Annotated in this window: 15 protein-coding genes and 1 pseudogene; 11 read left to right on the top strand and 5 right to left on the bottom strand. The window is 70.8% G+C overall.

Annotated features, from left to right (window positions below; all coding sequences use genetic code 11):
- Positions 1–122: 122 nt before the first annotated feature.
- Positions 123–1,046, bottom strand: coding sequence for an endo-beta-N-acetylglucosaminidase H (locus ACZ6BG_RS30050; protein WP_469007309.1), 924 nt, complete (start codon positions 1,044–1,046; stop codon positions 123–125).
- A gap of 144 nt (positions 1,047–1,190) precedes the next feature.
- On the opposite strand from ACZ6BG_RS30050, the pseudogene ACZ6BG_RS30055 reads away from it, so the two are divergent.
- Positions 1,191–1,277: pseudogene (locus ACZ6BG_RS30055) on the top strand (aminoglycoside 6'-N-acetyltransferase); the annotation flags it as partial.
- Positions 1,278–1,280: 3 nt separating this feature from the next.
- Here the strand turns inward: ACZ6BG_RS30055 and ACZ6BG_RS30060 are convergent.
- From ACZ6BG_RS30060 to ACZ6BG_RS30075, 4 genes are all read right to left on the bottom strand, one after another.
- Positions 1,281–2,114, bottom strand: coding sequence for a PIG-L family deacetylase (locus ACZ6BG_RS30060; RefSeq protein WP_469007312.1), 834 nt, complete (start codon positions 2,112–2,114; stop codon positions 1,281–1,283).
- A 173-nt stretch (positions 2,115–2,287) separates the two neighbouring features.
- Positions 2,288–3,094, bottom strand: coding sequence for a GNAT family N-acetyltransferase (locus ACZ6BG_RS30065; protein WP_469007316.1), 807 nt, complete (start codon positions 3,092–3,094; stop codon positions 2,288–2,290).
- 110 nt (positions 3,095–3,204) lie between these two features.
- Complete coding sequence (locus ACZ6BG_RS30070; RefSeq protein WP_469007319.1) at positions 3,205–4,731, bottom strand: amino acid permease; 1,527 nt, start codon at positions 4,729–4,731, stop codon at positions 3,205–3,207.
- 103 nt (positions 4,732–4,834) lie between these two features.
- Positions 4,835–5,878 (bottom strand): hypothetical protein, encoded by a 1,044-nt coding sequence (locus ACZ6BG_RS30075; protein WP_469007321.1) that lies wholly within the window; start codon positions 5,876–5,878, stop codon positions 4,835–4,837.
- Positions 5,879–6,807: 929 nt separating this feature from the next.
- Here ACZ6BG_RS30075 and ACZ6BG_RS30080 point away from each other — a divergent pair.
- The 10 genes from ACZ6BG_RS30080 to ACZ6BG_RS30125 all read left to right on the top strand — a co-directional run bounded on the left by ACZ6BG_RS30080 (position 6,808) and on the right by ACZ6BG_RS30125 (position 23,733).
- Positions 6,808–8,274, top strand: a complete 1,467-nt coding sequence (locus ACZ6BG_RS30080) for an FG-GAP-like repeat-containing protein (RefSeq protein ID WP_469007325.1) — start codon at positions 6,808–6,810, stop codon at positions 8,272–8,274.
- A 720-nt stretch (positions 8,275–8,994) separates the two neighbouring features.
- Positions 8,995–10,473, top strand: a complete 1,479-nt coding sequence (locus ACZ6BG_RS30085) for a sugar transferase (RefSeq protein WP_469007329.1) — start codon at positions 8,995–8,997, stop codon at positions 10,471–10,473.
- 73 nt (positions 10,474–10,546) lie between these two features.
- Positions 10,547–11,863, top strand: a complete 1,317-nt coding sequence (locus tag ACZ6BG_RS30090) for a nucleotide sugar dehydrogenase (protein ID WP_469007332.1) — start codon at positions 10,547–10,549, stop codon at positions 11,861–11,863.
- Complete coding sequence (locus ACZ6BG_RS30095) at positions 11,853–13,118, top strand: glycosyltransferase family 4 protein (RefSeq protein WP_469007336.1); 1,266 nt, start codon at positions 11,853–11,855, stop codon at positions 13,116–13,118. The genes ACZ6BG_RS30090 and ACZ6BG_RS30095 overlap by 11 nt, the downstream gene beginning before the upstream one ends.
- The gene (locus ACZ6BG_RS30100; protein WP_469007338.1) at positions 13,115–14,482 is read left to right on the top strand and encodes a Wzz/FepE/Etk N-terminal domain-containing protein; all 1,368 of its coding nucleotides are present in this window, start codon (positions 13,115–13,117) and stop codon (positions 14,480–14,482) included. The genes ACZ6BG_RS30095 and ACZ6BG_RS30100 overlap by 4 nt, the downstream gene beginning before the upstream one ends.
- Positions 14,479–16,041 carry a Wzz/FepE/Etk N-terminal domain-containing protein gene (locus tag ACZ6BG_RS30105; RefSeq protein ID WP_469007341.1) on the top strand — a complete coding sequence of 521 codons (1,563 nt, stop codon included), beginning with the start codon at positions 14,479–14,481 and terminating at the stop codon, positions 16,039–16,041. The genes ACZ6BG_RS30100 and ACZ6BG_RS30105 overlap by 4 nt, the downstream gene beginning before the upstream one ends.
- Before the next feature lie 3 nt (positions 16,042–16,044).
- Positions 16,045–17,982: an asparagine synthase (glutamine-hydrolyzing) gene (gene asnB / locus ACZ6BG_RS30110; RefSeq protein WP_469007343.1), complete on the top strand. Its 1,938-nt coding sequence runs from the start codon at positions 16,045–16,047 to the stop codon at positions 17,980–17,982.
- Between the two features lie 27 nt (positions 17,983–18,009).
- Entirely contained in the window at positions 18,010–20,205 is a 2,196-nt protein-coding gene (locus tag ACZ6BG_RS30115; RefSeq protein ID WP_469007345.1) for a bi-domain-containing oxidoreductase, read from the top strand.
- Entirely contained in the window at positions 20,202–22,187 is a 1,986-nt protein-coding gene (locus ACZ6BG_RS30120; protein ID WP_469007347.1) for a heparinase II/III family protein, read from the top strand. The genes ACZ6BG_RS30115 and ACZ6BG_RS30120 overlap by 4 nt, the downstream gene beginning before the upstream one ends.
- Before the next feature lie 7 nt (positions 22,188–22,194).
- Entirely contained in the window at positions 22,195–23,733 is a 1,539-nt protein-coding gene (locus ACZ6BG_RS30125; RefSeq protein WP_469007349.1) for a right-handed parallel beta-helix repeat-containing protein, read from the top strand.
- The last annotated feature ends 1 nt before the right edge of the window (position 23,734 follow it).

Raw genomic sequence — 23,734 nt, forward strand, 5'->3', positions numbered from 1 at the left:
CGTCCAGGCCCTGCGCACCGCGCCCCCGACATCGTTGTCGAAGGCGCGGCCTGCGCGGGTCTCGGCCTTACGGGATGCGGCCTGCTCCGAGGGAGCACCGCACACCGGGGCCCGCGGTCGCCTTACGGCGTGTAGACGGCGTCACTGCCGTACAGCTCCCTGGTGAACGCCGAGACATCGGCGCTGCGGTCGGCGCCGTTGAGGTTGTACGTCAGATAGACGCCGTACCCCTCGCTGACGGTGCGGCGGGCGAGGTTGGCGGCCGTGCTCTGCGAGGTCCGGCCGATCTCGACGGCCGCCGGCGAGAGCTTCGACTTGGGCAGTGCGATGCCGGGGACCTGCCAGGTGCCGTAGTACGGGTTCCAGGCGTAGTCGAACTTGGACGAGATGTTGACGCCGCCGTAGGAGAGGCGCGACGCGGCCGGGCCGATGTTGTAGAGGCTGATGATCTTGTTCGGCATGTTCGCGCGCAGCGCCGTCACCAGGTGCACGAACGAGCTGGCGTTGGGCTGGCCGGTGCCGTTGTTGCCGTACTCGGCGTACTCGTCGTCGAAGTCGATGCCGTCGAGGCCGTACTTGGTCACGGTGTCCGACAGCTGCTTCGCGAACGCCGAAGCCGCTCGCTGGGACGGGAAGTTGGCGAAGCCCGCGCCCTGGTGGTTGCCGAGCACCGACAGGACGACCTTGATGCCCTTCTGCTGCAACGGCCGTATCTGTGTGGCGGCGTTGTCGAGTACGCGCTGCACGTTCTCGTTGAAGTGCAGATACGCCGCCTTCTTGCCCGTGTCGTAGTTGATGTTCGCCGCGAAGATCACGGCGACGTCGAAGACGTTGCCGCCGCCCTTGGCGAGGGTGTACTTGCCGACGTTCAGCATGCTGTTGTCGTTCACCTCGACGTACGCCACCGAGGTCGGCCCCTGTTTCGCCGGAGCGGGAGCGGGGGCCGCCGCCGCGCCGGTCGTGGTGGTCGTGCCGAAGGCGAGGGCCGCGACTGCCGAGAGCGCGAGCGCGGCCGCCCGCACTCTGCTCCGTACCAGAGTGAACATCGTTGATCGGTCTCCCATCGCATGGGTCGGCGTCCGACGTGTTCGGAAGCGCCGAGTGAGCCCTCCGAGTTTTCCGCTCCTGTGACCGAATCCCAAGAATCGTACGGAATCTCTTCACGACTCCTCCGCACATCGCGCCGCCGCAACACCGCAGCCATCCGCAGCTACAGCAAGACCGGGTCCAAGCCCGTGGGGATCATGCGCGCGTACGCGCGAGACCACCGGACGGGCGGATCAGCGGAGTCCGGCGAAGAGATCGTTCTCGGGCAGGGCCGCGCCGGTGGGGTCCTGGACCCGTACGAAGGTCTCCATGCCCATCAGATCGCCGAACCTCTCCTTTCCCATCTTGAGGAAGAAGATGTTCTCGCCCTGACTGGCGTGCGCGGCCAGCGCGTCGAACTTCTGACCGCTGAACGCGGTGGTGTCGACCCAGGTGCTGATCTCGTCGTCGGGGAGTCCTATCTCGGCCATCGCGGCGGCCTCGGCCGGATCGGGCTCCGACACGTCCCCTTCCAGCTCACGCATGACCTCTCCGAACCGCCGCATCGCCGAGTGGGGCATCGTCGTCCAATACACCTTCGGTGTCAGGTCGGTCATCTCCAGGGCCGCCATCGTGATGCGGTGGGCCTGGATGTGGTCGGGGTGGCCGTAGAAGCCGTTCTCGTCGTAGGTGACGACCACATCGGGTCGGTAGTGACGCATGAGTTCCGCGAGCCGGGCGGCGCCTTCCTCCACGGGGGTCTGCCAGAAGGATCCGGGGGCGTCGTTGCTCGGCCAGCCCATCATCCCGGAGTCGGCGTAGTCGAGCGTCTCCAGATCGCTGATCTTCAGGACGTCACAGCTCTCCTGAAGTTCTCGGCGGCGCATCGAGGCGACGGCCGCCGGATCGTGCCCGGGGCCGCCCGGCTTGACACCCTCCGGTCCGTCGCCGCAACCGCCGTCGGTACAGGTCACGAGAACCGTGCGCATGCCCTCCGCCGCGTACCGCGCGAGGACCCCTCCCGTTCCGGTGGCCTCGTCGTCGGGGTGGGCGTGCACAGCCATGAGCGTCAAGGGCCGGTCAGTCATGGAACAGTCCTCCAGCGGAAAAGCGTCTCGGTCCGAGGGCGCGGCGGGCATACCGCCGCGCCAGGGACCGGATCCTGGCGGGGCGGACGACCTTGCGGTCTGCCGTGTTCCCCGCCCGTGCGGCGCCGGTCCCTCGCTCATGCAACAGCGCCGGCAGGGCCCGCTGTTCCTTCTTACGACGCGACCTTCAGGTGGTAGAAGTGGATGGGTGTGTTCGGCGTGAAGCCGATACGCGGGTACACGGGGGCCCCCGCCTCGGTCGCGTGCAACGTGGCGCGGGTCAGCCCGGTTGCCTGGGCGCCCTCGTACAGCGCCTTGCGCGTGACCGCCTCGCCGTAGCCCCTGCGCTGCCACTCCGGGTCGGTGGCGACGAAGGCGACGAAGAGGCGGCCCTCCGCTTCGACCGTCGCGGCGCACGCCACTGGAACGTCGCCCCGCATGGCCAGGTAGGCGTACATCTCGCTCTTCCAGCGCGCGGACCCGACCAGGCCCTCGCGGCCTTCCTCCAAAGGGAACCCGTAGGCGCGTGACTGGAGGTCCGCGTAGGCCCGCAGGTGCTCGTCGGTGCGCACCCGCACGAACGTCAGGTCGGGGTGGGCGGGGTCGGGGATGGGCAGCAGGTCTCCGGCCATGCCCCTGCCGGGGAAGGCGTACTGCAGGCCGGCCTGCTCGGCCGCCGGGGCCAGCGCGGCGCGGGCCTCGTCGTCGAGGAGGTCCTCGAAGAGCCACAGGAAGCCCGGGTGCTTCTTCGCGCGCATGATGTCCGCCGCCTGACTCAGACGCTGTGCGACGAGGCCGGCTCCTGCTCCCTGGTCGGTCAGGGTGACGCAGTTCCAGAACGAGAAGGGGCTGTCGGCCCAGCGGACGGCGATGCCGGGGAGGTCGCGCACGTCCGCGTCCTCGGCGCGGTCGAGCACCATGGCACGCCAGGCCACCGTGAGCTGCTGTGCCGATTCGATGGACTCCGTGAGGCCGGTCACCGTACTCCCCTGGATCGTTGAGGTCGTGGCGGCCCCGGAGGCGGGAGCGGGCGGCTCCGGCGCCTCCGGGCCCGTGGGTACTCCACGTGCGGCACGCGGTGTGGCCGTCATCAGATGATGCCCTCGAACTGCTTGTCCTCGCTGGGGGAACTGGAGCGGGGCACGTGGTAGGAACTGCGTCCGAAGCGCCGCCACACGGCGGCGATGAGGAAGGCCACCACGACGGCGACGGGGGTGTAGTTGAAGGTGTCGACGGTCACCGGGCTGCTCTGCGGCAGCAGGAAAAGCACCGTGACCCCAGCGGCCCACAGCACCGCGACCCAGCCGATCGGCCGGCTCCAGCGGCCCAGGTTCCAGGGCCCAGGGGTGAAGCGGTCGCGGTGGAGCAGCCGCAGCAGCACCGGGATGGCGTAGGCCGAGGTGAATCCCACGGCCGAGATGGCGGTCACCGCCGAGAACGCCGTGTTGGAGTACAAGGACGGCAGCGCGAGCACGAAGGCCACGACGACCGCGAGCCAGACCGCGTTGGCGGGGATGGCGGTGCGAGGGCTGACCTTCTTCCAGCGCTCCGATCCGGGCAGGGCGCCGTCCCGGGCGAAGGCGTAGATCATCCGGCTGGCGCTGGCGGTCACGGTGTAGCCGCACAGGAACTGGGCCACGATGATCACGAGGAGCAGCGCCTTGGCCGCCGCCTCGCCCAGGGCGTCGAGGAGGATCTGTGCCACGGGTACGCCGGTCGGGCCCGACAGGGTCGTGGCGTAGTCCTGGATGGCGAACAGCAGCGTCAGCAGCAGGATGCCGCCGGCGATCCAGGACACCGCCACCGAGCGGAAGATCCCGCGGGCCGCGGCGACGGAGGCGTGGTTCGTCTCCTCGCTCAGGTGGGCCGAGGTGTCGTAGCCGGCCAGGGCGAAGACCGGCAGCAGCATGCCGATCAGGATCACGTAGACCGGGACGCCCCAGCCCGTGTTGTTGGTGAACTCGGTGAAGACGAAACCGGCCGACTGGTGGTCGGAGGGCACGAACGCCAGGGCGCCGATGATGATGACGGCTCCCGCCAGGTGCCACCACGCGCTCACGGACGTCAGGATGTTCATCAGCCGGGTGCCGAAGAGGTTCAGGACGGCGTGCAGCGCGAGGACGATCGCATACACGAGCAGCAGGGACTCCGGGGTCGGCGTGTAGCCGAACTGCAGGTTCATCCACGCGGCGGTGAACGTCGCGATGCCGTAGTCCTGGGCGGCGATTCCGCCGAGCAGGCCCAGGAGGTTGAGCCAGCCGGTGTACCAGCTCCACCGCTCGCCGCCGAGCTGGCGGGCCATGTAGTACAGGCCGCCGCTGGTGGGGTAGCGGGAGGTGATCTCGGCCAGGGCCGCGGCCAGGCACAGCACCAGCGGTCCGACGGCGAGCCATCCCCACACGATCACCGAGGGGCCTCCCGAGTTCAGGCCGAAGCCGAACAGGAGCAGGGTCCCCGACATGATCGATATGACCGACAGGGAGGCGGAGAAATTACCGAACGCCCCCATCCGGCGGTGCAGTTGCTGGGTGTATCCCAGCGATTGGAGGATGCGTGCGTCCTCCCCGTCGTCGTCGACCGGGTTCGGCTGCTGGCGCCGTGCTCTTACCGAAGTCATTGGTTCTCCGCACAGGGAAGCTGAAAGCAGGGGATGGGGGCGGGGTGAACGCTGGGCCGCCGGCGGGACGTGGCGGCGCCCGCCCGTGGGGGCGGGCCGGCGGTCATGGGTGTTTCCCGGTATGCCGCGGGTGGGATCTCAGGCAGGCGACGCGGTCCTCCTCGAATGCCTTCCGCCACTGGTCCGCCGGGTGCCGGGCGTCGTACTGCCACGGAGCGGGAGTGGCGAAGTCGCCGATGGCATCGAACACTTCGGTCGCCCACTGGGCGAAGCCGCCCCTCGCCAGGGCGTAGGCGAGGTAGTTCAGATCCAGCTGGGAACTGGTGGCGGGATCGCACTTCTGGAACCAGCCCTCGAATGCCTGCGTGACGGCTCGGGTGATGTCCTCCCGGGTCCACAGCAGGTTCAGCATGACCTCGGCGCCTCTGTCCCGTCGCTCCCGGTGCTCCTGCACACGGGCGTACAGGGGCAGCAGAAGCAGGGGCGAGTCGGGCGGCGCGAAGGAGACCGTCCAGCGGGCGAAATCCGTCGCGACCGCCTGGCGGCCCGCCGGCCCCGGGTGGGCCTGGAGCGCCTGGGACATGCGGTGCCATGCCTCGCGGTTGAACTGATCCCGTCGGTGCACCTCCCCGAGCAGCCCCCAGGGTCCGCGAGGGAGCAGGTACTCGTGGGGCGGCGGAGCCACGTCATGCTCCGGGTAGCGTCCTGTCGTGTCCGTTTCGGCCAGGGCCAGGCGGCAGATCCAAGGCACCGCGTCGTCGGGATTGCCCTCGCCCGCCTTGTGGCACGCGTCCCGGGCACGGGCCACCAGTCTCTCCAGGTCCCCCGCCTTCTGGGCGTCACGCGCCCACTGCCTTCGATGGGCCTGCAGCACCCGTTCGGTGGCGACTCGGGCGTACATCACCCGGGCGGCGAGGCTCTCCGGCTCCTCTTTCAGCCACAACTCCACGACGTTGGCCTGGGCTGCGACGATCCCAAGGACCTGCGTACGGGACGTCCACTGCGGCCAGTTGCCCGTCCGGGCAAGCACCTGCCGCATCTCCATCCAGTAACCCGCCTGAATGTCCTGCACCGCCGCGTAGAGGTCCGTGTCACGGCCGGCCGGGTTCGCACTCGCCATCAGCGCCGCCCTCGGCCGATCGGGCACACGCCGTGCACCTTCGACCGGCACTTCTGGCCGCTGCCGTCGGCGCTGCGGCTCACCGTGTGGTGTGAGCACGACACCGCACGGTGTTCACAGGCGGCCATAAGCGGAGGATCCTTCGGGCAGTTGGGTCGGTGTGGCGCGGTCGTGCGGAGGACAGCGGCGTGCGCCGACGGGCAGGGCGGAGACGGCCGGTGGGGCACAACCCGGCCGGTGGCTGTCGCCCTTGGCTGGTAGCGAATGCCTGAAGGAACTTATGTGTCTGCAGAGGCGCGTGACCAGAGAATCCCAAGATTGTTTGGTTATTTGGCTGCAAATTCCGGCCATGCAGTGAGCGACCGTCGCCATCCGTGACCGGACCCGCCGACCGCGGCACTCCGACGCTGCGCCGCCGTGACTCGGACACGGGCGGCCGCGTGCCCACCGGCACACGGAACAGGGAAGCTGTCCGGACCGGACGCGGGCGGACCCCAAGTGACCTGGCACTACACCGTGTTCAGCGCGGGGTAATACTGCCCGCGCGCCAGGACACGGCGCCGGTCGGCTCACGCCGCGGGCGGACGACCGAACACGAGCTGGACCAGCCGTACCACCGGATGACGGACGACACGACCGCTCAGCACGAGCGTGCCCTCTTCGTCGTGACCCACTGAGGCTGGCTGGAAAGCGCCCCCTCGTCACTCGTGAAAGCCGCGGGTTGCGCAGCGAAGTCATGCTTCAGCGCTGCCACGTCGGCGAGCCGCCGTGAGTCGATCTTCTTCGTGCACGACCATGCCCCGCCGCCGGCCCGGGGGCGACGAGTCTCAGCCGCCCAGGACCTCACCCCCACCGTCAACCCGGCCCCAACCGCCGGTGAACTCCGTACAACCAGCTCCGCCGCTCAACGGTCACATCTGACAAAGCCTCATCCCGTCGACCGAGTGGGGGCCTTCGTGCCACACAGCCGCCGCGTCCTGACGTACGCCATCGCAGTCGCCGCGACCGCCGCCGGGGTCGCACTCCCGTCCGGTGCCGCCGTCGCCGCACCCCGTGCCACCACGAGCGACTTCAACGGTGACGGCTTCGCGGACCTCGCCGTCGGCGTTCCGGACGGGACCGTCGGCGGACAGGCCAAGGCCGGGTACGTGAACGTCGTCTGGGGCGGCCCGAAGGGCGTCGGTGCCCACGGAAGCATCCGTGTCACTCAGGCCACGCCCGAGGTCCCCGGCACCCCGGAGGCAGGCGACCGCTTCGGCGCGTCCGTGGTCCTGACGGACCTCAACGGCGACGGCATCGCGGAACTGCTCGCGGGTGCCCCCGGCGAGGACGTCACCGACCGTGGCGCGGACGCGGGCATGGTCATCGCCGTCGGCGGCTCGACGAGCGGGCCGGGGCCGGGGTCGACGGTCCTGACCGGGCGGTCTCCGTCGGCCGCGTACGGCAGATCGGTCGTGGCGGCCGACCTGACCGCCGGTGGCAACAAAGCGATCGTGGTCGGTGGCACGGACAAGGTCGTCGCTCGTGTCATCCAGGGCGAGGACAGCATGGTCACCACCGTCGTCGCCGCCCCCATGGGCGGTCGCGCGCCCGTCCTGGCCACCGGCGACTTCGACAGCGACGGCACGGCGGACCTGGCCGTGGCGTACTGGACCGCGGGTGTCCCCAGCACGCAGTCCCACGTGCGCCTGTGGAAGTGGGACGCCGACCGGTCCGAGATGGCCAACTTCTGGAACACGGACAACGCCGGCGTGACCGACCTGGCCACCGGTGACTTCGACGGCGACGGCCACGACGACCTGGCGCTCGGCGAGTGCCGTGAGATCGCCGACGAGAACATCGACGACCCGTGCGGCCCCGAGAAGCTCGCCAAGGGGGGCGGCGTACACGTCCACTACGGAAGCCCCGCGAGCGGCTCGTTCGGTACCCGCGCCCAGACCTTCAACCAGGACACCGCGGGCGTCCCGGGCGTGGCCGAGAACGGCGACCGCTTCGGTGCCGCCCTCGCCGTCGCCGACGTCAACCGCGACGGCCGCGACGACCTGATCGCGGGCGCGCCCGGTGAGGGCATCGGAAGCGCAGCGCGGGCGGGCGCCGCCTGGCTGCTCCGCGGCGGAGCGCGGGGGCTGCTCGACGCGGGCGGCGCCGCCGCGTCCGTCGCCTGGAACCAGGACACGCCGGGTGTCCCGGGCGTCGCCGAGGCGGGCGACGCCTTCGGTGCGGCGGTCGCCACGGGCGACTACAACGGCGACGGGGCACCGGACGTCACGGCCGGATCCCCGGGCGAGAACGCCTCCCTGGGCGCCGCCTGGCTCCTCCCCCGAGGCTCGGCCGACGGCTCGGCGGCCTTCTCCCCTCGCACGCTCGGCCTCCCGTACCTCTCCACGGCACAGAAGTACGGCAAGCCGCTCAACAGCCGCTGAGCGGGCTTTGCGGACGACCGGCGCCGCACAACACGCCCATATAGCAATTGAGTTCGACCAGCGCGTGAAGTCGCGCTCCTGTTCGACGCAAGCCTCCGCACACTCACCCCGATTCCCCCGTCAAGGCCCCCAATAGGCCCTGAGATCGGTCAAGTTATCCGCGCCGGTACGGCTTGAAGTCGCCGGTGCCAGCAGCCCACAGAACCGCATCGACGCAGGTCAAACAACACGTCTTCGCCACACAAGCCCCCCTGGGCGGGCACCGGTTGGTGAATCCATTCTCAAAGCTTGGGCACGAATTGCACACACCCCCTCTACAACCTGACCCCCATGGTCTAAATTGACCGTGCTTCGGCTGTTCGGAGACGAAGCAACCCTTAATGATCTATGGATTCCAGCACCACGCACAGCCAGCAGTAGCGTCCCCGGCGCCAGGCTTGGGGATGATCACATCGTGGGGCCCGGCAGGGGGGCCTGGGTGCGGGGAGCACCCAGGGGTTTCGACGGGTTCCGACACGCGTCAGAAGTGCGGCAGGGCTCCAAGTCCGCTGCCGCCGGGGTGAGTTGATCAAGCAGCGCTGAAGCAGTCGCTATGCCATGCGCGGGAGGCGGGGGCCTCCGCTTGAGAGGAACAGCGCGACGCCGGGGGTGAGACCTCCCGGGGGGATGAACAGGGGAGCAGGCAAGACGTCGAACCACTGGCGCAACCTGGGGGGTTCTGTGCAGCAGGGGGAATTAGTCAACCCGTTTCCGTCGACGCGCGGGCGTCTGACGAACGGGACGAACAGCCAGCCCGCGAGCGATTGGGAACAGCGATACCGGCGTGCCGTGATCACCAGCGACACCGTGGCCACCGCCTTCGTGGTGGCGGCGATCGGAGGCTTCTTCGGAGTCAGGGACGCCGCCAACTGGCATGAGAACTGGGCCTTTCTGGCCTTCGGCACCGAGCTGCTGATCCTGGGATCACTCGGGGTGAGCCGAGCGTGGGCTCCGGCCGTACTCGGCCAGGGAGCCGAGGAATTCCGCCGGCTCGGACGCTCGCTGTTCACGGCGGCCGTCGTGCTGGCGCTCGGTGGAATCGCGCTCACCTCGCGCAACATCAAACTCTGGATCTTCGTCGCGATCCCCGCGATCGCGCTCGTCACCATGACCGCGCGCTATCTGCTGCGCCTCTGGCTGCACAAACAGCGCAAGGAGGGCCGGTGCTTGAGACCGGTACTCGCTGCCGGAAGCCCGGCCACCGTGCGCGATCTGATCAACCGGGCCCGCAAGTTCCCGCACCTCGGCTGGCGGGTGGAGGCGGTGTGCACGACGGACGGTCACGGGCTCGACGGTGATCAGTTGGACGGAGTGCCGGTCGTCGGCGAGCTGTCGGACGTCGCGGGCCACGTCCGCCGCGACGGCTACCGCGTCGTCGCGGTCACACCGGACCCGCACTGGTCACCGGACCGGCTGCAGCGCCTCGCCTGGAACCTCGAAGGCAGCGATGCCGACATGGTCGTGGCACCCGTGCTGATGGAGGTGGCCGGACCCCGGCTGCACGTCGACGCGGTGCTCGGGATCCCGCTGCTCCGGGTGAGCATGCCGACCTTCACCGGGGGTCGCCGGGCGGTCAAGGCGGTCGTCGACCGGATGAGCGCGGTGATCCTGCTGATCCTGTTCTCGCCGCTGATGGCGCTCGTCGGGCTGCTCGTCCTCGCGGACAGCCGGGGCGGGGCGTTCTACCGCCAGCGCAGGGTCGGCAAGGACGGACGCGAGTTCACCATCTACAAGTTCCGCACCATGGTCGCCGGGGCCGACGGGGCCCGTGCCGCCCTCGCCGACCTCAACGAGGGCGCGGGGCTGCTGTTCAAGCTCCGCAGGGACCCGCGGGTGACCCGGGTGGGGGCGGTCCTCCGGCGGTACTCGATCGACGAACTCCCGCAGCTTTTCAACGTACTCACCGGATCGATGTCACTCGTCGGTCCGCGGCCTCCGCTGCCGGAGGAGTCCGCCGCGTACGGCCCGGACATCCGGCGGCGGCTCCTGGTCAAGCCCGGCCTCACCGGCCTGTGGCAGATCAGCGGACGCAGCGACCTGCCGTGGGAGGAGGCCGTCCGGCTCGACCTGCGGTACGTGGAGGACTGGTCACTCGCCCTGGACACGGTGATCTTGTGGAAGACGCTGCGTGCCGTGCTCCAGGGGCAGGGGGCCTATTGATACCCGGGGGGCATCGTCCGACCGGCGAACGGAAGGCAGGCCGGAAGGGCGTGCCTGGGGGGAGGAACGGGTTATGAGAGTCAGCGTTTTAGGGCTCGGCTACGTGGGCTGCGTGTCGGCCGCGTGCCTGGCCAGCCTGGGTCATGACGTCATCGGCGTCGATGTGAACCAGGTCAAGGTCGACATGGTGAACGACGGCAAGGCGCCGGTGGTCGAGGAGCGGATCGGCGAGCTCGTCGCCGAGGTCGTGGGGGCGGGCAAGCTGCGCGCCACCGCCGACGTCCGCGAGGCGATCATGGGCACCGAGGTGTCCCTCGTCTGTGTGGGCACGCCGTCGGAACCCAACGGCAGCCTGTGCACCACGTACTTGGAGCGGGTCACCGAGCAGATCGGTGCCGCGGTGGCGGAGCGGGGCGGGCGGCACACCGTCGTGTTCCGCAGCACCATGCTCCCGGGCACCTGCCTGAACCTGCTGGTGCCGATTCTGGAGAAGTTCCTCGGCGGCACGGCCGGGGTGGACATCGGGGTGGCGGTCAACCCGGAGTTCCTGCGCGAGGGCACGAGCGTGCGGGACTTCTTCGACCCGCCGAAGACCGTCATCGGTGAGCTCGACGCGGCGAGCGGCGACGTGGTGGCGGCGCTGTACGGCGGGCTGCCCGGCGAGGTGTTCCGGGTGCCGGTCCAGGCGGCGGAGGCGATCAAGTACGCGGACAACGCGTTCCACGGGCTCAAGATCGGCTTCGCGAACGAGCTGGGCGCGGTGTGCCAGGCGCTCGGCGTGGACTCGCACCAGGTGATGGACGTCTTCCTGGCCGACCGCAAACTGAACATCAGCCCCGCCTATCTGCGGCCCGGCTTCGCCTTCGGTGGCTCCTGCCTGCCCAAGGACCTGCGCAGCCTGGTGCACGCGGCGCAGCGGGCCGACGTCTCGGTGCCGATCCTCGCCCATGTGCTGCCCTCCAACGCCGACCATCTGCAGCGTGCGGTGGACCTGGTCGAGCGCACCGGCAAGCGCCGGGTCGGCCTGTTCGGTCTTTCCTTCAAGCCCGGCACCGACGACCTCCGCGAAAGCCCGCTCGTCGAGCTGGCCGAGCGGCTCTTCGGCAAGGGATACGACCTGCGGATCTACGACGCCAACGTGAGTCTCTCGCGGCTCCTCGGCGCGAACCGCGAGTACATCGAGACCCGGCTTCCGCACCTCGGGCAGTTGCTCGCGGACTCCGTCGACGAGGTGCTCGAGCACGCCGAGGTGTGCCTGGTCGGGACCAAGGATCCGGCCGTCCTCGCGGCGTTGCCCCATGGCGATGAGCCGGTGATCGTCGACCTCATCCACCTTCCCGACGCCGACGCGCGCCGGGCCGAACCTGGGTACGTGGGCCTTGCTTGGTGACACGACACGCGGCGACCGGCCGAACCGGCGCGCGCTGATCTTGGTGGAGAACCTGTCGGTGCCTTTCGACCGGCGGGTGTGGCAGGAGTGCACGACACTGCGCGACGCGGGCTGGACGGTCGACGTCATCTGCCCGCGCGGCGAGAAGCGGGACACGGAGGCGGAGGCGGTGATCGACGGGGTGCGGATCCACCGCTACCCGTTGCGCGCGGCCACCGGAGGTCCGGCCGGGTACCTGCGGGAGTACGGCTCCGCGCTGTGGCACACGTACCGGCTCGCTCGCAAGGTCGGCCCGGTCCACGTGGTCCACGCCTGCAACCCGCCGGACCTGTTGTTCCTGCCGGCGCGGTGGCTGACGCGGCGCGGCGCGCGGTTCGTCTTCGACCAGCACGACCTGGTGCCCGAGCTGTACCTGTCCCGGTTCGACCGCGGCAAGGACCTGCTCTACCGCGCCGTGTGCGCCCTGGAACGGCTGACCTACCGGGCCGCGGACATCGTGATCGCCACGAACGAGAGCTACCGGGACGTCGCCGTGAGCCGTGGCGGCAAGAGACCGGAGGACGTCTTCGTGGTGCGCAGCGCGCCCGCGGTCGAACGGTTCCAACCGGTGCCGCCCGAGCCGGAGTTGAAGCGCGGCAAGCCCCATCTGCTGTGCTATCTCGGCGTGATGGGACCGCAGGACGGCGTCGACTACGCCTTGCGGGCCCTCGCGAAGCTGCGCGACGAACTCGGGCGGACCGACTGGCACGCGGTGTTCGTCGGCGCGGGCGACGCCTTCGACTCGATGGTGGAGCTGTCCCGGCGGCTCGGGCTCTCCGACCAGGTGCAGTTCACCGGGCGCGTCCCTGACGCCGACCTGGTGCGCTACCTGTCCACCGCGGACGTGTGCCTCTCCCCCGACCCGCGCAATCCGCTCAACGACGTCTCGACCATGAACAAGGTCCTGGAGTACATGGCGATGGGCCGGCCGATCGTCTCGTTCGACCTCCGGGAGGCACGCGTCTCCGCCGGGGACGCCGCCGTCTACGCGCCCGCCAACGACGAGGCCGAGTTCGCCGGGCTCGTCGCGCTGCTCCTCGACGATCCGGAGCAGCGGGCCCGCATGGGCAAGATCGGCCAGGAGCGGATCGGCGGACAGCTGTCCTGGCGGAACTCGCAAACGTCGCTGCTCGCTGCTTACGCCGCTGCCTGCCGTGACCGCACTCCGGTGCCGGCGGCCGCCCCGATCAGCACAGGGAAGAGGCAGCGCAGTTGAGTGAAGAAGCAATACGCCTGGTCACGATCGGGCGGATCTTCCGTCGGCGGTGGCGGCTGCTCGTCATCGTCGCGGTGCTGGGCGCGCTCTTCGGCTACGGCATCTCGGTGCTGTTCCCGCCGCGGTACACGGCTTCGGCATCGGTACTGCTGCCGGGGCAGTGGGAGGAGCGCGAGCTGCTGACTCAAGCGGAGATCGCGTCGAGTTCGGCAGTGGTCGACCGCGCGGCCGCCGCGTTGCGCTGGAAAGGCGTCAGCGGCGGCGAGCTGCGGGATCAAGTGAGCGCCAAGGCCTCCGACGGGAACATCATCAAGATCTCGGGTACGGCCGACAGCCCGCAGCGCGCGCAACAGCTCTCCGACCGGATGGCGGAGCAGTTCGTCGGCTTCGCCGCGCGGATCGCCAGCGACGACCCCGACTCCGACAGGCCCACGGGACCCGAGTCCCTGCGGCAGAAGGTGACCGAGACCAACCGCCGCATCACCGAGCTGGCCAACGCGGCCGATCCGGGGCAGACCGTGGAGAGCGTGCAGGCCCGCACCGAACTGGAGAAGCTGCGCACCGCGCTGCAGGAAGCCATGAAGAAACTGGACGAGTCCGACCGCGCGACCAACAAGGCCGGCATGGTCGTCATGGGCCCGGCGGCCCGGCCGACCAGTGAGGCACCGCCGACGAGAACGCAGTTCGTCGTCGCCGGGGCGCTGCTGTTCTTCCTGGTCGCGGTCATCGGCCATCTCGCCGCCGCACGGGGAAACCGCCGGCTGCGCACCGAACCGGAGATCGCCGCGGCGCTGAGCTGCGCGGTCCTCGGTGCCGTCGACGTGCCGGGGGAACGGTCCGCGCACCGGCCCGAGGGCGGTGGCGCCCGGGCCCGGCTCCGTCGGCTGCTCGACCTCGACACCCGGTGGGACCTGCCCGCCCCCCGCCGCTCCGGCGACGAGGCCAGCAGACAGATCAGATACCGGCGGGTGTGCGCCCGCCTCCGGGAGAAGCTCCTTGCGCCCCGGCGGCTGCTCGTCGTCGTACCGGACGGCGACCGGATCGCCCGCCGGGCCGCCGATCAGCTCGTCGCCGAGGCCAACGGTGATCCGATGCTGCGGGTGGTGGACGTTTCCGTGGACCGGCCGACGGTGCCGGACCGCGACACCGAGTCCGGTGCCCTGGTCGTGCTCAGCGCGGGCAGTTGGACCGCGGGAGAGCTCGGCGGCATCGCCGAGGCGTGTGCGGACGGCAGGCACGAGGTCGTCGGCATCGTCGTCGCCGGTACGGTCCAGGACCGTCCGGCGCGCTCTGCCGGCCGTCCCGCGGAGAACGCCGCCCCGGCGCTCGCGGCGCGCGGTCACGCGACGGGAGGTTCCGGATGACAACGAGTACGACTTCGGAGTCGTCGGCTTCCACTCCGCTGCTCGACCTGCAGGCGCTGGTCGTGGCGGTGCGCAGGCGCCGTCGCCTCTGGTGCTCCCTCGCGGCCCTCGGGCTGTTCCTCGGCGCGGCGTTCGCCGTCCTGCGGCCGCCGCCGCCGACCGCGGCGACCAAGGTCCTTGTCGCCCATCAGGAGGACCAGCCGAACGACACCGGCACGCTGATCCGTACCGACGTCGAGCTGCTCAAGACCACACGGATCGCGAGCAGGGCCCTGCGGTCTCTCAAGTCCCCCGAAAAGCCTGAGGACTTCATGCAGGACTACCGGGGCACGGGCGTGACCAACAACCTGATGCGGATCGATGTGACGGCCGACACCGAGCAGAAGGCGGTGGCCCGGGCCGAGGCGCTGGCCGAGGCGTTCGTCGCCGACCATGTGCGGCGGATGCGGGAGACCGCGAAGGCCGAGGCCAAGGCCCTGCTCGACCAGCGTGAGCGCATGCAGGACGAGCTCGCCAAGGTCAACGAGGCGATCGGAGGGCGGTCTCCGGAGAGCGACTCGAAGGAGTCGGCGAGCATCGAGTCGCTCTTCGCCCGCCGGGCCGAGCTGAACTCGCGGATCGCCGATTTCGCGCAGCGCGCCGAGGAGGCCCGCGTCGGCACGCCCCGGCTCATCGCCGGTACGCAGATCGTGGACGCGCCGCGCGCGGTGCCGCACTCCCTGCCCATGGCCGCCGCCACCAGCGCCGGGATCGGGCTCGTCCTCGGGCTCGTCCTCGGGCTCGCGGTGGCCGCGGTCGGCACGGTGGTGGCGGACCGTCCCGTGCTGCGCCGTCAGATCGCGGCGAACCTGGGCGCCTCCGTCATCGCGGAGCTGCCCCGGCTGCCGCGCCGGTCGGCCCGGTTGTGGCAGCTCCGCCGGACCCGGGCGGCGCGGTCACGGCTCACCACGAGCCTGGCCCGCACCGTGCGCGGCTCCGCGGAACCGGTGTCGCTCCTGGAACTGGGCTGTGCGCGCACCGCGAGCGTCATCGCTCTGGACGTCGCGAGGGCGCTGGCGACCGAGGGTCCTGTGGTCGTCGTCGACGGCCTGCCCGGCGCGGAGCTCTCGGGCCGCCGCCAGGAGCCGGGAGACCCGGACGTGGTGAGCGGCGAGGACGCCGCGGCCGTGCCGCAGCAGACGCGGCGGCTCGGCGTCGGCTCGGTCGCGCCCGGCACGGCGTGGACCGACCTCCGGTTCCTCGGCGGCCGGACCGTGCTCGTCGTGCGGGCCGGCCACGGCAGCGCCGCATGGCTGCACACCGTGGCACGCCAGCTCGCGGACCTGGACATTCCGGTGACCGGTGTGGTGCTGATCGACCCCGATCCGCGGGACCGGACCGACGGCACCCTGTGGGACGGGTCGCACACCGCGCTGCGCGGCCCTTTTAGGCGGATGACCCGGCCGAACGGTGGGGGTACCTCCCACGCCGTTCAGGCAGTGGGGGAGGGTCACCTGCGCACCGAGCGGCCGCCGGTGCCTGCCGCGCGGGTCCCGAACAGCGACCAGGAGGCGCGGTAGAACATGTGTGGTATCGCAGGCACTTACCGATGGCCGGACGGCAAGGCCGTGACCGACCGCCTCACCGAGACCCTCGCGCACCGCGGTCCGGACGGGGCTGGCCGGTACAGCCACCCCGTCGGTGACGGAGCGGTGGAGCTCGGGCACCGTCGTCTCGCCATCATCGACCTGTCCGAGACCGGCGCCCAGCCGATGGTCTCGGGCGGCCTCGCCCTGACGTACAACGGCGAGCTGTACAACGCCCCCGAGCTGCGCGCCGAGTTGGCGGCCTCCGGGGTGCGCTTCCGCGGGACCTCCGACACCGAAGTGGTGCTCGAGGCGTGGCGGCGCTGGGGCACGGACTGCCTGGCCCGGCTGCGCGGGATGTTCGCGTTCGGGATCTTCGACGAGCGCACGGGGGACCTGGTGCTCGCCCGCGACCAGCTCGGCATCAAGCCGCTGTTCCTGCTCCGGCGGGGCCCGGGCCTGGTGTTCGCCTCCGAGCTGAAGGCGCTCGCCGCCGTGACCGGCGGGTCGTTGGAGGTGGACCACGGGGCGTTGGTGGCCTCGCTCCTCTACTACTGGGTGCCGGACTCGCGGTGCGCGTTCCGCGAGGCGGAGAAGCTGCCGCCGGGGAGCTGGCTGAGGTGCCGGGCCGACGGCCGGGTGGAGCGCGGCCGGTACTGGCATCTGAAGGACGTCGCCGCCGAGGGCCGGGAGCGGTACCTGAGCGGTGAGCAGCCGGACCTGGCGGCCATCGTCGAGGAGTCGACCCGGCAGCATCTGCTGTCCGACGTGCCCGTGGCGACGTTCCTCTCCGGCGGTCTCGACTCCAGCTATCTGACCGCCCTCGCGGCCCGCCACCAGCCCGGGATCTCCGCGTACACCATCGGGTTCCGCGCCGAGGACGCCAAGTTCGAGGCGATGCCGGACGATCTGCGCTACGCCCGGAAGGTGGCCGAGCAGTTCGGCGTCGATCTGCACGAGATCGAGATCGCTCCGAACGTGCTCGACCTGCTGCCGCAGATGACGTACCACCTGGACGAGCCGATCGGCGACCCGGCCGCGATCAACACGTTCCTGATCTGCTCGGCCGCCCGGGAGGCCGGGGTCAAGGTGATGCTCTCGGGGATGGGCGCCGACGAGTTGTTCGCCGGGTACCGCAAGCACCTGGCCAACGTGCTCGCGCTGCGCTATCAGCGGGTCCCGCGGCCCCTGCGGCGCGGGGTGTCCGGGGTCGTGGACCGGCTGCCGGTGGCCTCGGCCCGCCGGGGGTACCGGTCGGTGCGGTTCGCGAAGCGGTTCCTGTCCTTCGCCGAGTTGCCGGAGGAGACCGCGTTCCGGCGCAGCTACACCATGTACGACCAGGAGGAACTGCTCGCCCTGGTCGATCCGGACCTGGCCGGGACGGTCGAGGACGTACTGGCCGAGCACGCGGACGTCTACGCGGACAACGACCTCGACGACCCTGCCGACTTCGTCAACCGCATGTGCCTGGGCGACGCCCGGATGTTCCTGCCGGGCCTGAACCTCACCTACACGGACCGCTCCAGCATGGCCGCGTCGACCGAGGTGCGGGTGCCGTACGTGGACGTCGAGGTGGTCAAGGCGGCGTTCGCGGTGCCCGGCGACCGGAAGATCGTCGGACGGCAGGGCAAGGCCGTCCTCAAGGAGGCGGCCACCTCGATCCTGCCCCGGGAGATCGTGTACCGGCCCAAGGGCCTGTTCAGCGCCCCGCTGCGGGCCTGGATGAGCCGGGACCTGGCGCCGCTGGTGCGCGAGGTGGTCAACGACGGCGTGCTCGTCAACTCCGGGCTGCTGCGCCGTGACGCCCTCGCGCGCATGGTCGCCGAGGACGCCGCCGGGCAGCGGGACTTCTCCAAGCATCTGTGGCATGTGCTGACCCTCGAGTACTGGTACCGCGGCGCGACCTCTGGCTCCGGCCAGAGCCAAGCGGCCTGACGGCGTGGAAGAAAAATAGGAGCTCCGGTGAAACAGGTTGTACAGAACTACAAGAGCGGCGAGCTCGCGGTGCTCGACGTGCCGGTACCGGGGTGCAAGCCGGGCGGTGTGCTGGTCCGCAGCGCCTACTCGCTGATATCCACCGGGACCGAGCTCATGAAGGTGTCCGAGGCCGGCATGTCGATGCTCGGCAAGGCCCGCTCCCGTCCTGACCAGGTGGCCAAGGTCATGCAGAGCGTGGCCACCAACGGGCTGCCCGCCACGTACCGCAAGGTGATGGGCAAGCTGGACTCCTACACACCGCTCGGCTACTCGCTGTGCGGGGTGGTCGAGCAGGTCGGCGCCGGGATCGACGATGTGGCGGTCGGTGACCTGGTGGCCTGCGCGGGCAATGAGCACGCGCTGCACGCCGAGCTGAACTGGGTGCCGAAGAACCTGTACGCCCCGGTGCCGGACGGCCTCGCCCCGCGGCACGCGGCCTTCGGCACCGTCGGGTCGATCGCGATGCAGGGCGTCCGCCGCGGCGAGCCCCAACTGGGCGACGTGGCCCTTGTCATCGGCCTCGGCCTCATCGGGCAGCTGGTGGTGCAGCTCCTCGCCGCCTCGGGCGCCCGTGTCGTCGGGGTCGACCCCGACCCGGCGCGCTGCGAACTCGCCGAGCGCCTGGGCGCGGCGGCCTGCGGCGATCCGGCGTCCGCGGCCGTGGAGGCCGCCGTCGCCGAACTCACCGGCGGTCACGGCGTGGACCAGGTGTACCTGGCCGCGGGCGGCGGCAGCAACGAGCCCGTCGAGCTGGCCGCCAAGCTGTGCCGGGACCGCGGCCGGGTCGTCGACATCGGCAAGTGCCGTCTGGACCTGCCCTGGAACGCTTACTACGAGAAGGAGCTCGACGTCCGGTTCTCCCGCAGCTACGGCCCCGGGCGCTACGACCCGGAGTACGAACTGGAGGGGCGCGACTACCCGATCGGCTACGTGCGCTGGACCGAGCGCCGCAACCTGGCGTGCTTCCTCGATCTCGTGGCCCGCGGCCGCGTCGACGTGGAGCCCCTGGTCTCGCACATCGCCGACTTCGACGACGCCGTGGAAACGTACCAGCGCCTGAAGGACGGTGAGCTGAAGGCCGTGGCGGTGCTGTTCCGGTACCCGGGCCAGAGCCGTCAGGCGGCGGAGGCACCGGCCCCGGAGGTGGCCGTGCCGTCGGTGAACGTGCGGAGCGACGGCCGGGTTTCCGTCCCGGCCCGGTCCGCCGCGGGGCCGGTGCGCCTCGCGTTCGTCGGGGCGGGGAACTACGCGACGTCCATGCTGCTGCCGCACCTCGCGGAGCGCGACGGTGTCACGCTGTCGACCGTCGTCACCACGACGGCGCTGTCCGCCGCCAACGCCAAGCGGAAGTTCGGCTTCGCCGAGGCGACCACCGATCTCGACGCCGTGCTCGGCGACAAGTCCATCGACGCGGTGTTCGTGGTCACCCGCCACAGCTCGCACGCCGAACTGACCCGCAAGGCGCTCCTGGCGGGCAAGGCCGTGTTCGTGGAGAAGCCCCTGGCGCTCACCGAGGACGAGCTGGCCGGTGTGCTCGCGACGGTGGAGGAGTCCGGCAACGACCGGCTGCAGGTGGGCTTCAACCGCCGGTTCGCGCCGCTGCTGCGGGAGGCGAACAACCGGTTCGGTGCCCGGACCGGTCCGGCGAGCCTGCGCTACCTGGTCAACGCGGGCCGCCTGCAGCACGGCAGTTGGTACCTCCAGCAGGGCAGCGAGGGTTCGCGGTTCGCGGGTGAGGGCGGGCACTTCATCGACACGGCGAGCTGGCTGCTCGGGGCCGACCCGGTCTCGGTGTACGCCGTCGCTCCGGCCGGCAACGAGGACCTGCAGATCGTGCTGCGCTACCCGGACGGGTCCACCGCCACCATCAGCTACGTCACCACCGGCGCGCCCGGTTTCCCCAAGGAGACGCTGGACCTCGTCGCGGACGGCAAGGTCCTGAAGCTCGACGACTTCGTCCGTGCCTCCGTGCACGGACCCGACAAGTGGGTCAGTTCGCGACTGCCCAAGGCCCGGGACAAGGGCCAGAACGCCGAACTGGCCGCGTTCGTCAAGGCCGTGCGGACCGGCGGGCCGATGCCGGTGCCGCTGCAGTCCCTCGTCGCCACCACGGCGGCCACCCTCGCCGTGCAGACGAGCCTGGTCGGGGGCGCGCCGGTGACGTTGGCGAGGCCGCGATGAGCATGAGCGCGGGCTGGTACCTGCGGCGTTTGTCCCGGATGGGGCCGCGCGAGATCGGCGGCCGGGTGAGCGACACCGTGCGCAGGCGGCGGTGGCGGTCGGCGCGGCCCGACTGCCCGAGCGTGACCGGCGCCCGGTTCACCGCGGTGCTGCCCGCCGGGACGATCGCCGCGGTGCCCCCGGACGCCGCGAAGCGGCTCATCACCGAGGCGGACCGGCTGCTCGCCGGGCACGTCGAGTACTTCGGGGTGGTCCGCGACGACCTGGTCGACCCGGACTGGTGGTGCGACCCGAAGACCGGGCGCCGGGCGCCGTGGGGCTACGCCTTCGACGTGCCGTACCGCAACGAGGACGCGGTCGGGGACATCAAGCAGATCTGGGAGCTGTCCCGGCATCAGTACCTGACCGTGCTCGCCGCCGCCTACGCGGTCACCGGGGACGAGCGGTACGCCGAGCGCGTGGCCGAGCACCTGCGGTCGTGGTGGGCGGCGAACCCGCCGCTGCGCGGCGTGCACTGGATCAGCGGCATCGAGCTGGGCATCCGCTTGCTGTCCTGGGTGTGGGTCCGCCGCCTGCTCGACGGCTGGCCGGGCGCGGCCGACCTGTTCGAGGGCAACCCGGTGGCGCGCAACCAGATCTGGCACCACCAGCGCTGGCTGGCCGCGTTCCCCAGCCGGGGGTCGTCGGCGAACAACCACGTCATCGCCGAGGCCGCCGGGCAGTTCGCCGCGGCCTGCGCGTTCGGGTGGTTCCCCTCCTCGGCGCGCTGGCGCGACGGCGCGCTGCGGTCCCTCGAGCGGCACTTGCGCGGCAACACCTTTCCCTCCGGTCTCAACCGCGAGCTGGCCACCGAGTATCACGGGCTGGTCCTAGAACTCGGCCTGGCCGCGCTGGCCGAGGCGGACGCGGCCGGGGTGCCGGTCCCCGCGACCGTCCGGCTCGTGCTGCTGCGGATGACCGACGCGCTCGCGGCCGTCGTGGACGGCCGGTTACGGCCGCCGCGCCAGGGCGACGCGGACGACGGGCACGGTCTGGTGGTGGACGGCGCGGGCACCGACCGCTGGGGCTCGCTCCTCGCCACCGGGGACGCCGTGTTCGGGCGGCTCGACTGGTGGCCGGCGGTGACCGGCACCGATGTGCGCACCCCGCTGCTCGCCGCGCTCATCCGGCCGTACGGGAAGAAGGGGACCACGCCTGCCGTGACCCGCCCGGTGCGCCGACCGGGTCACTTCGCCGACGCGGGGCTCACGATCCTGCGCGGCCCCGAGGAGATCTGGTGCCGCTGCGACGGTGGTCCGCACGGGTTCCTCTCCATCGCCGCGCACGGCCACGCGGACGCGCTGTCCCTGGAGGTCCGGCACGACGGGGTCGACGTGCTCGCCGACCCGGGGACGTACTGCTACCACGGGCAGCCCGCGTGGCGGCGGTACTTCCGGTCGACCCTCGGCCACAACACCCTGGAGCTGGACGGCACCGACCAGTCCGTCTCGGGGGGCCCGTTCCTGTGGGTCCGGCATGCCCGCAGCCGCGTCCTGGTCGCGGACACGACCGGCGCGTCCGAGGGGGGTGTGGCTCTCTGGTCCGCCGAACACGACGGCTACGGGCGCTCCGTGCACCGCCGCCGGGTGGAACTGACCGCCGAGACCAAGGAGTTACGGGTGGTCGACGAGGTCCTCGGCCGCCAGGGTCCGCGCCGGGACGTGCGCCTCGCGTTCCACCTCGGACCGGCGGTCGCCGTGGACCTGGTGGGGAACTGGGCGGTCCTCACCTGGTCCCGGGACGGCGAGGTCCGCTCCGCGGTGCTCGACCTGCCGGGACAGCTGAGCTGGCGGGCGCATCGCGGCGAGAGCGATCCGCCGCTGGGCTGGTACTCCCCCGGCTTCGGCCGCAAGGAGCCCGCGACCACGCTGGTCGGCACCGGTGTCGCCGACGGCGCCGCGCAGTCGGCGGAGTTCACCACCGTGCTCAGGTTCTGCGGCTAGGGGGCACGTGGTGATGAAGTGGCGGCACTGGGCGTTGCCCGCGGCACCGCTGGCGTTGGTCCTGCTCGCGGCGACCGGCTGTACGAGCTCGTCGGACGCCCCTCAGAAGCCGACCGGCAGGCCCTCCACGTCCGGGGCGCACTCGACGTCCGTGGCCCGGGTGTGCGCCAAGCCCCCGGCCGGGCCCGAGAAGGCTCCGGCGGGCGCGGTGACGGTCGACCCCGCGGTGGTCGGTGACCTGGCCGCGAAGACCAAGAGCAACCCCCCGGACACCACGTTCTGGCTGCGGCCGGGCAAGCACCGGCTCGACCCCGACCGCTTCTCCCAGGTCATCGCCAAGAAGGGGAACCGCTATCTCGGCGCTCCGGGCGCGGTGCTCGACGGCCGGAAGCTCAACCAGTACGCGTTCAGCGGCAGCGCCCGTGACGTCACCATCCGCCATCTGACCGTGCAGCGTTTCGTCGCGCCGAACAACGAGGGCGTGGTCAACCACGACATGGCCGACGGCTGGGTGATCGAGCACTCGAAGATCCAGTACAACTCCGGCGCCGGGCTGATGGCCGGTGCCCGCCAGCAGGTCCGCGCCAGCTGCCTGCGCGCCAACGGGCAGTACGGAATGAACGCGTACAAGACCGGCGACTCCATCAAGGGCCTGGTCGTCGAGGGCAACGAGGTCGTGGGCAACAACACCGACAACTGGGAGAAGCGCAAGCCGGGCTGCGGCTGCACCGGCGGCATCAAGTTCTGGGCCGTCGACGGTGCCGACATCCGCGGCAACTGGGTGCACGACAACCGCGGAGCCGGGTTGTGGGCGGACAACAACAACAATGACTTCCGCATCGAGAACAACGTCCTCGAAGCCAACGACGGCGCCGCGCTGATGTACGAGACCAGCTACAACGCGGTCATCCGGAACAACACGATCCGGCGCAACAACTGGGTCGAGGGCCGCAGGACCGCCGACCGCGGCGACAACTTCCCGTACGCGACCATCTATGTGTCCGAGTCCGGCGGCGAACCACGGATCCGGGCCCGCACCGACAAGATCGAGATCTCCCGGAACCTGCTGGAGAACAACTGGTCCGGGATCACCCTGTGGGAGAACTCCGACCGGTTCTGCAACAGCCCGGCCAACACCTCGACCGGCTACTGCACCCTGCTGGTGAAGGACATCGACCGCTGCGAGCGGCCCGCGATCGCCAAGGCGCCGCTGTACTCCGACTGCCGGTGGAAGACCCAGCGGGTGGACATCCACGACAACCGCTTCGTCCTGAAGAAGTCCGTCGTCAAGTGCGCGGTGGAGTGCGGCCGCATGGCGGTCCTCGCCAACTACGGCACCTACCCCAAGTGGTCGCCGTACAAGGGCAAGCGGGTGTCGGACGCGATCACCCACAAGCAGCGCAACCGCTGGCACGACAACGTCTACCGCGGACCGTGGAGCTTCGTCGCGGCCAACACGGACGGGAAGCTCAACTCCAGGCAGTGGCAGGCCACGCCGTACCGGCAGGACGCCGGCAGCACCTTCGACCCGCAGGCCGGTGGTTGAG

Source organism: Streptomyces sp. NPDC041205 (assembly GCF_055591765.1).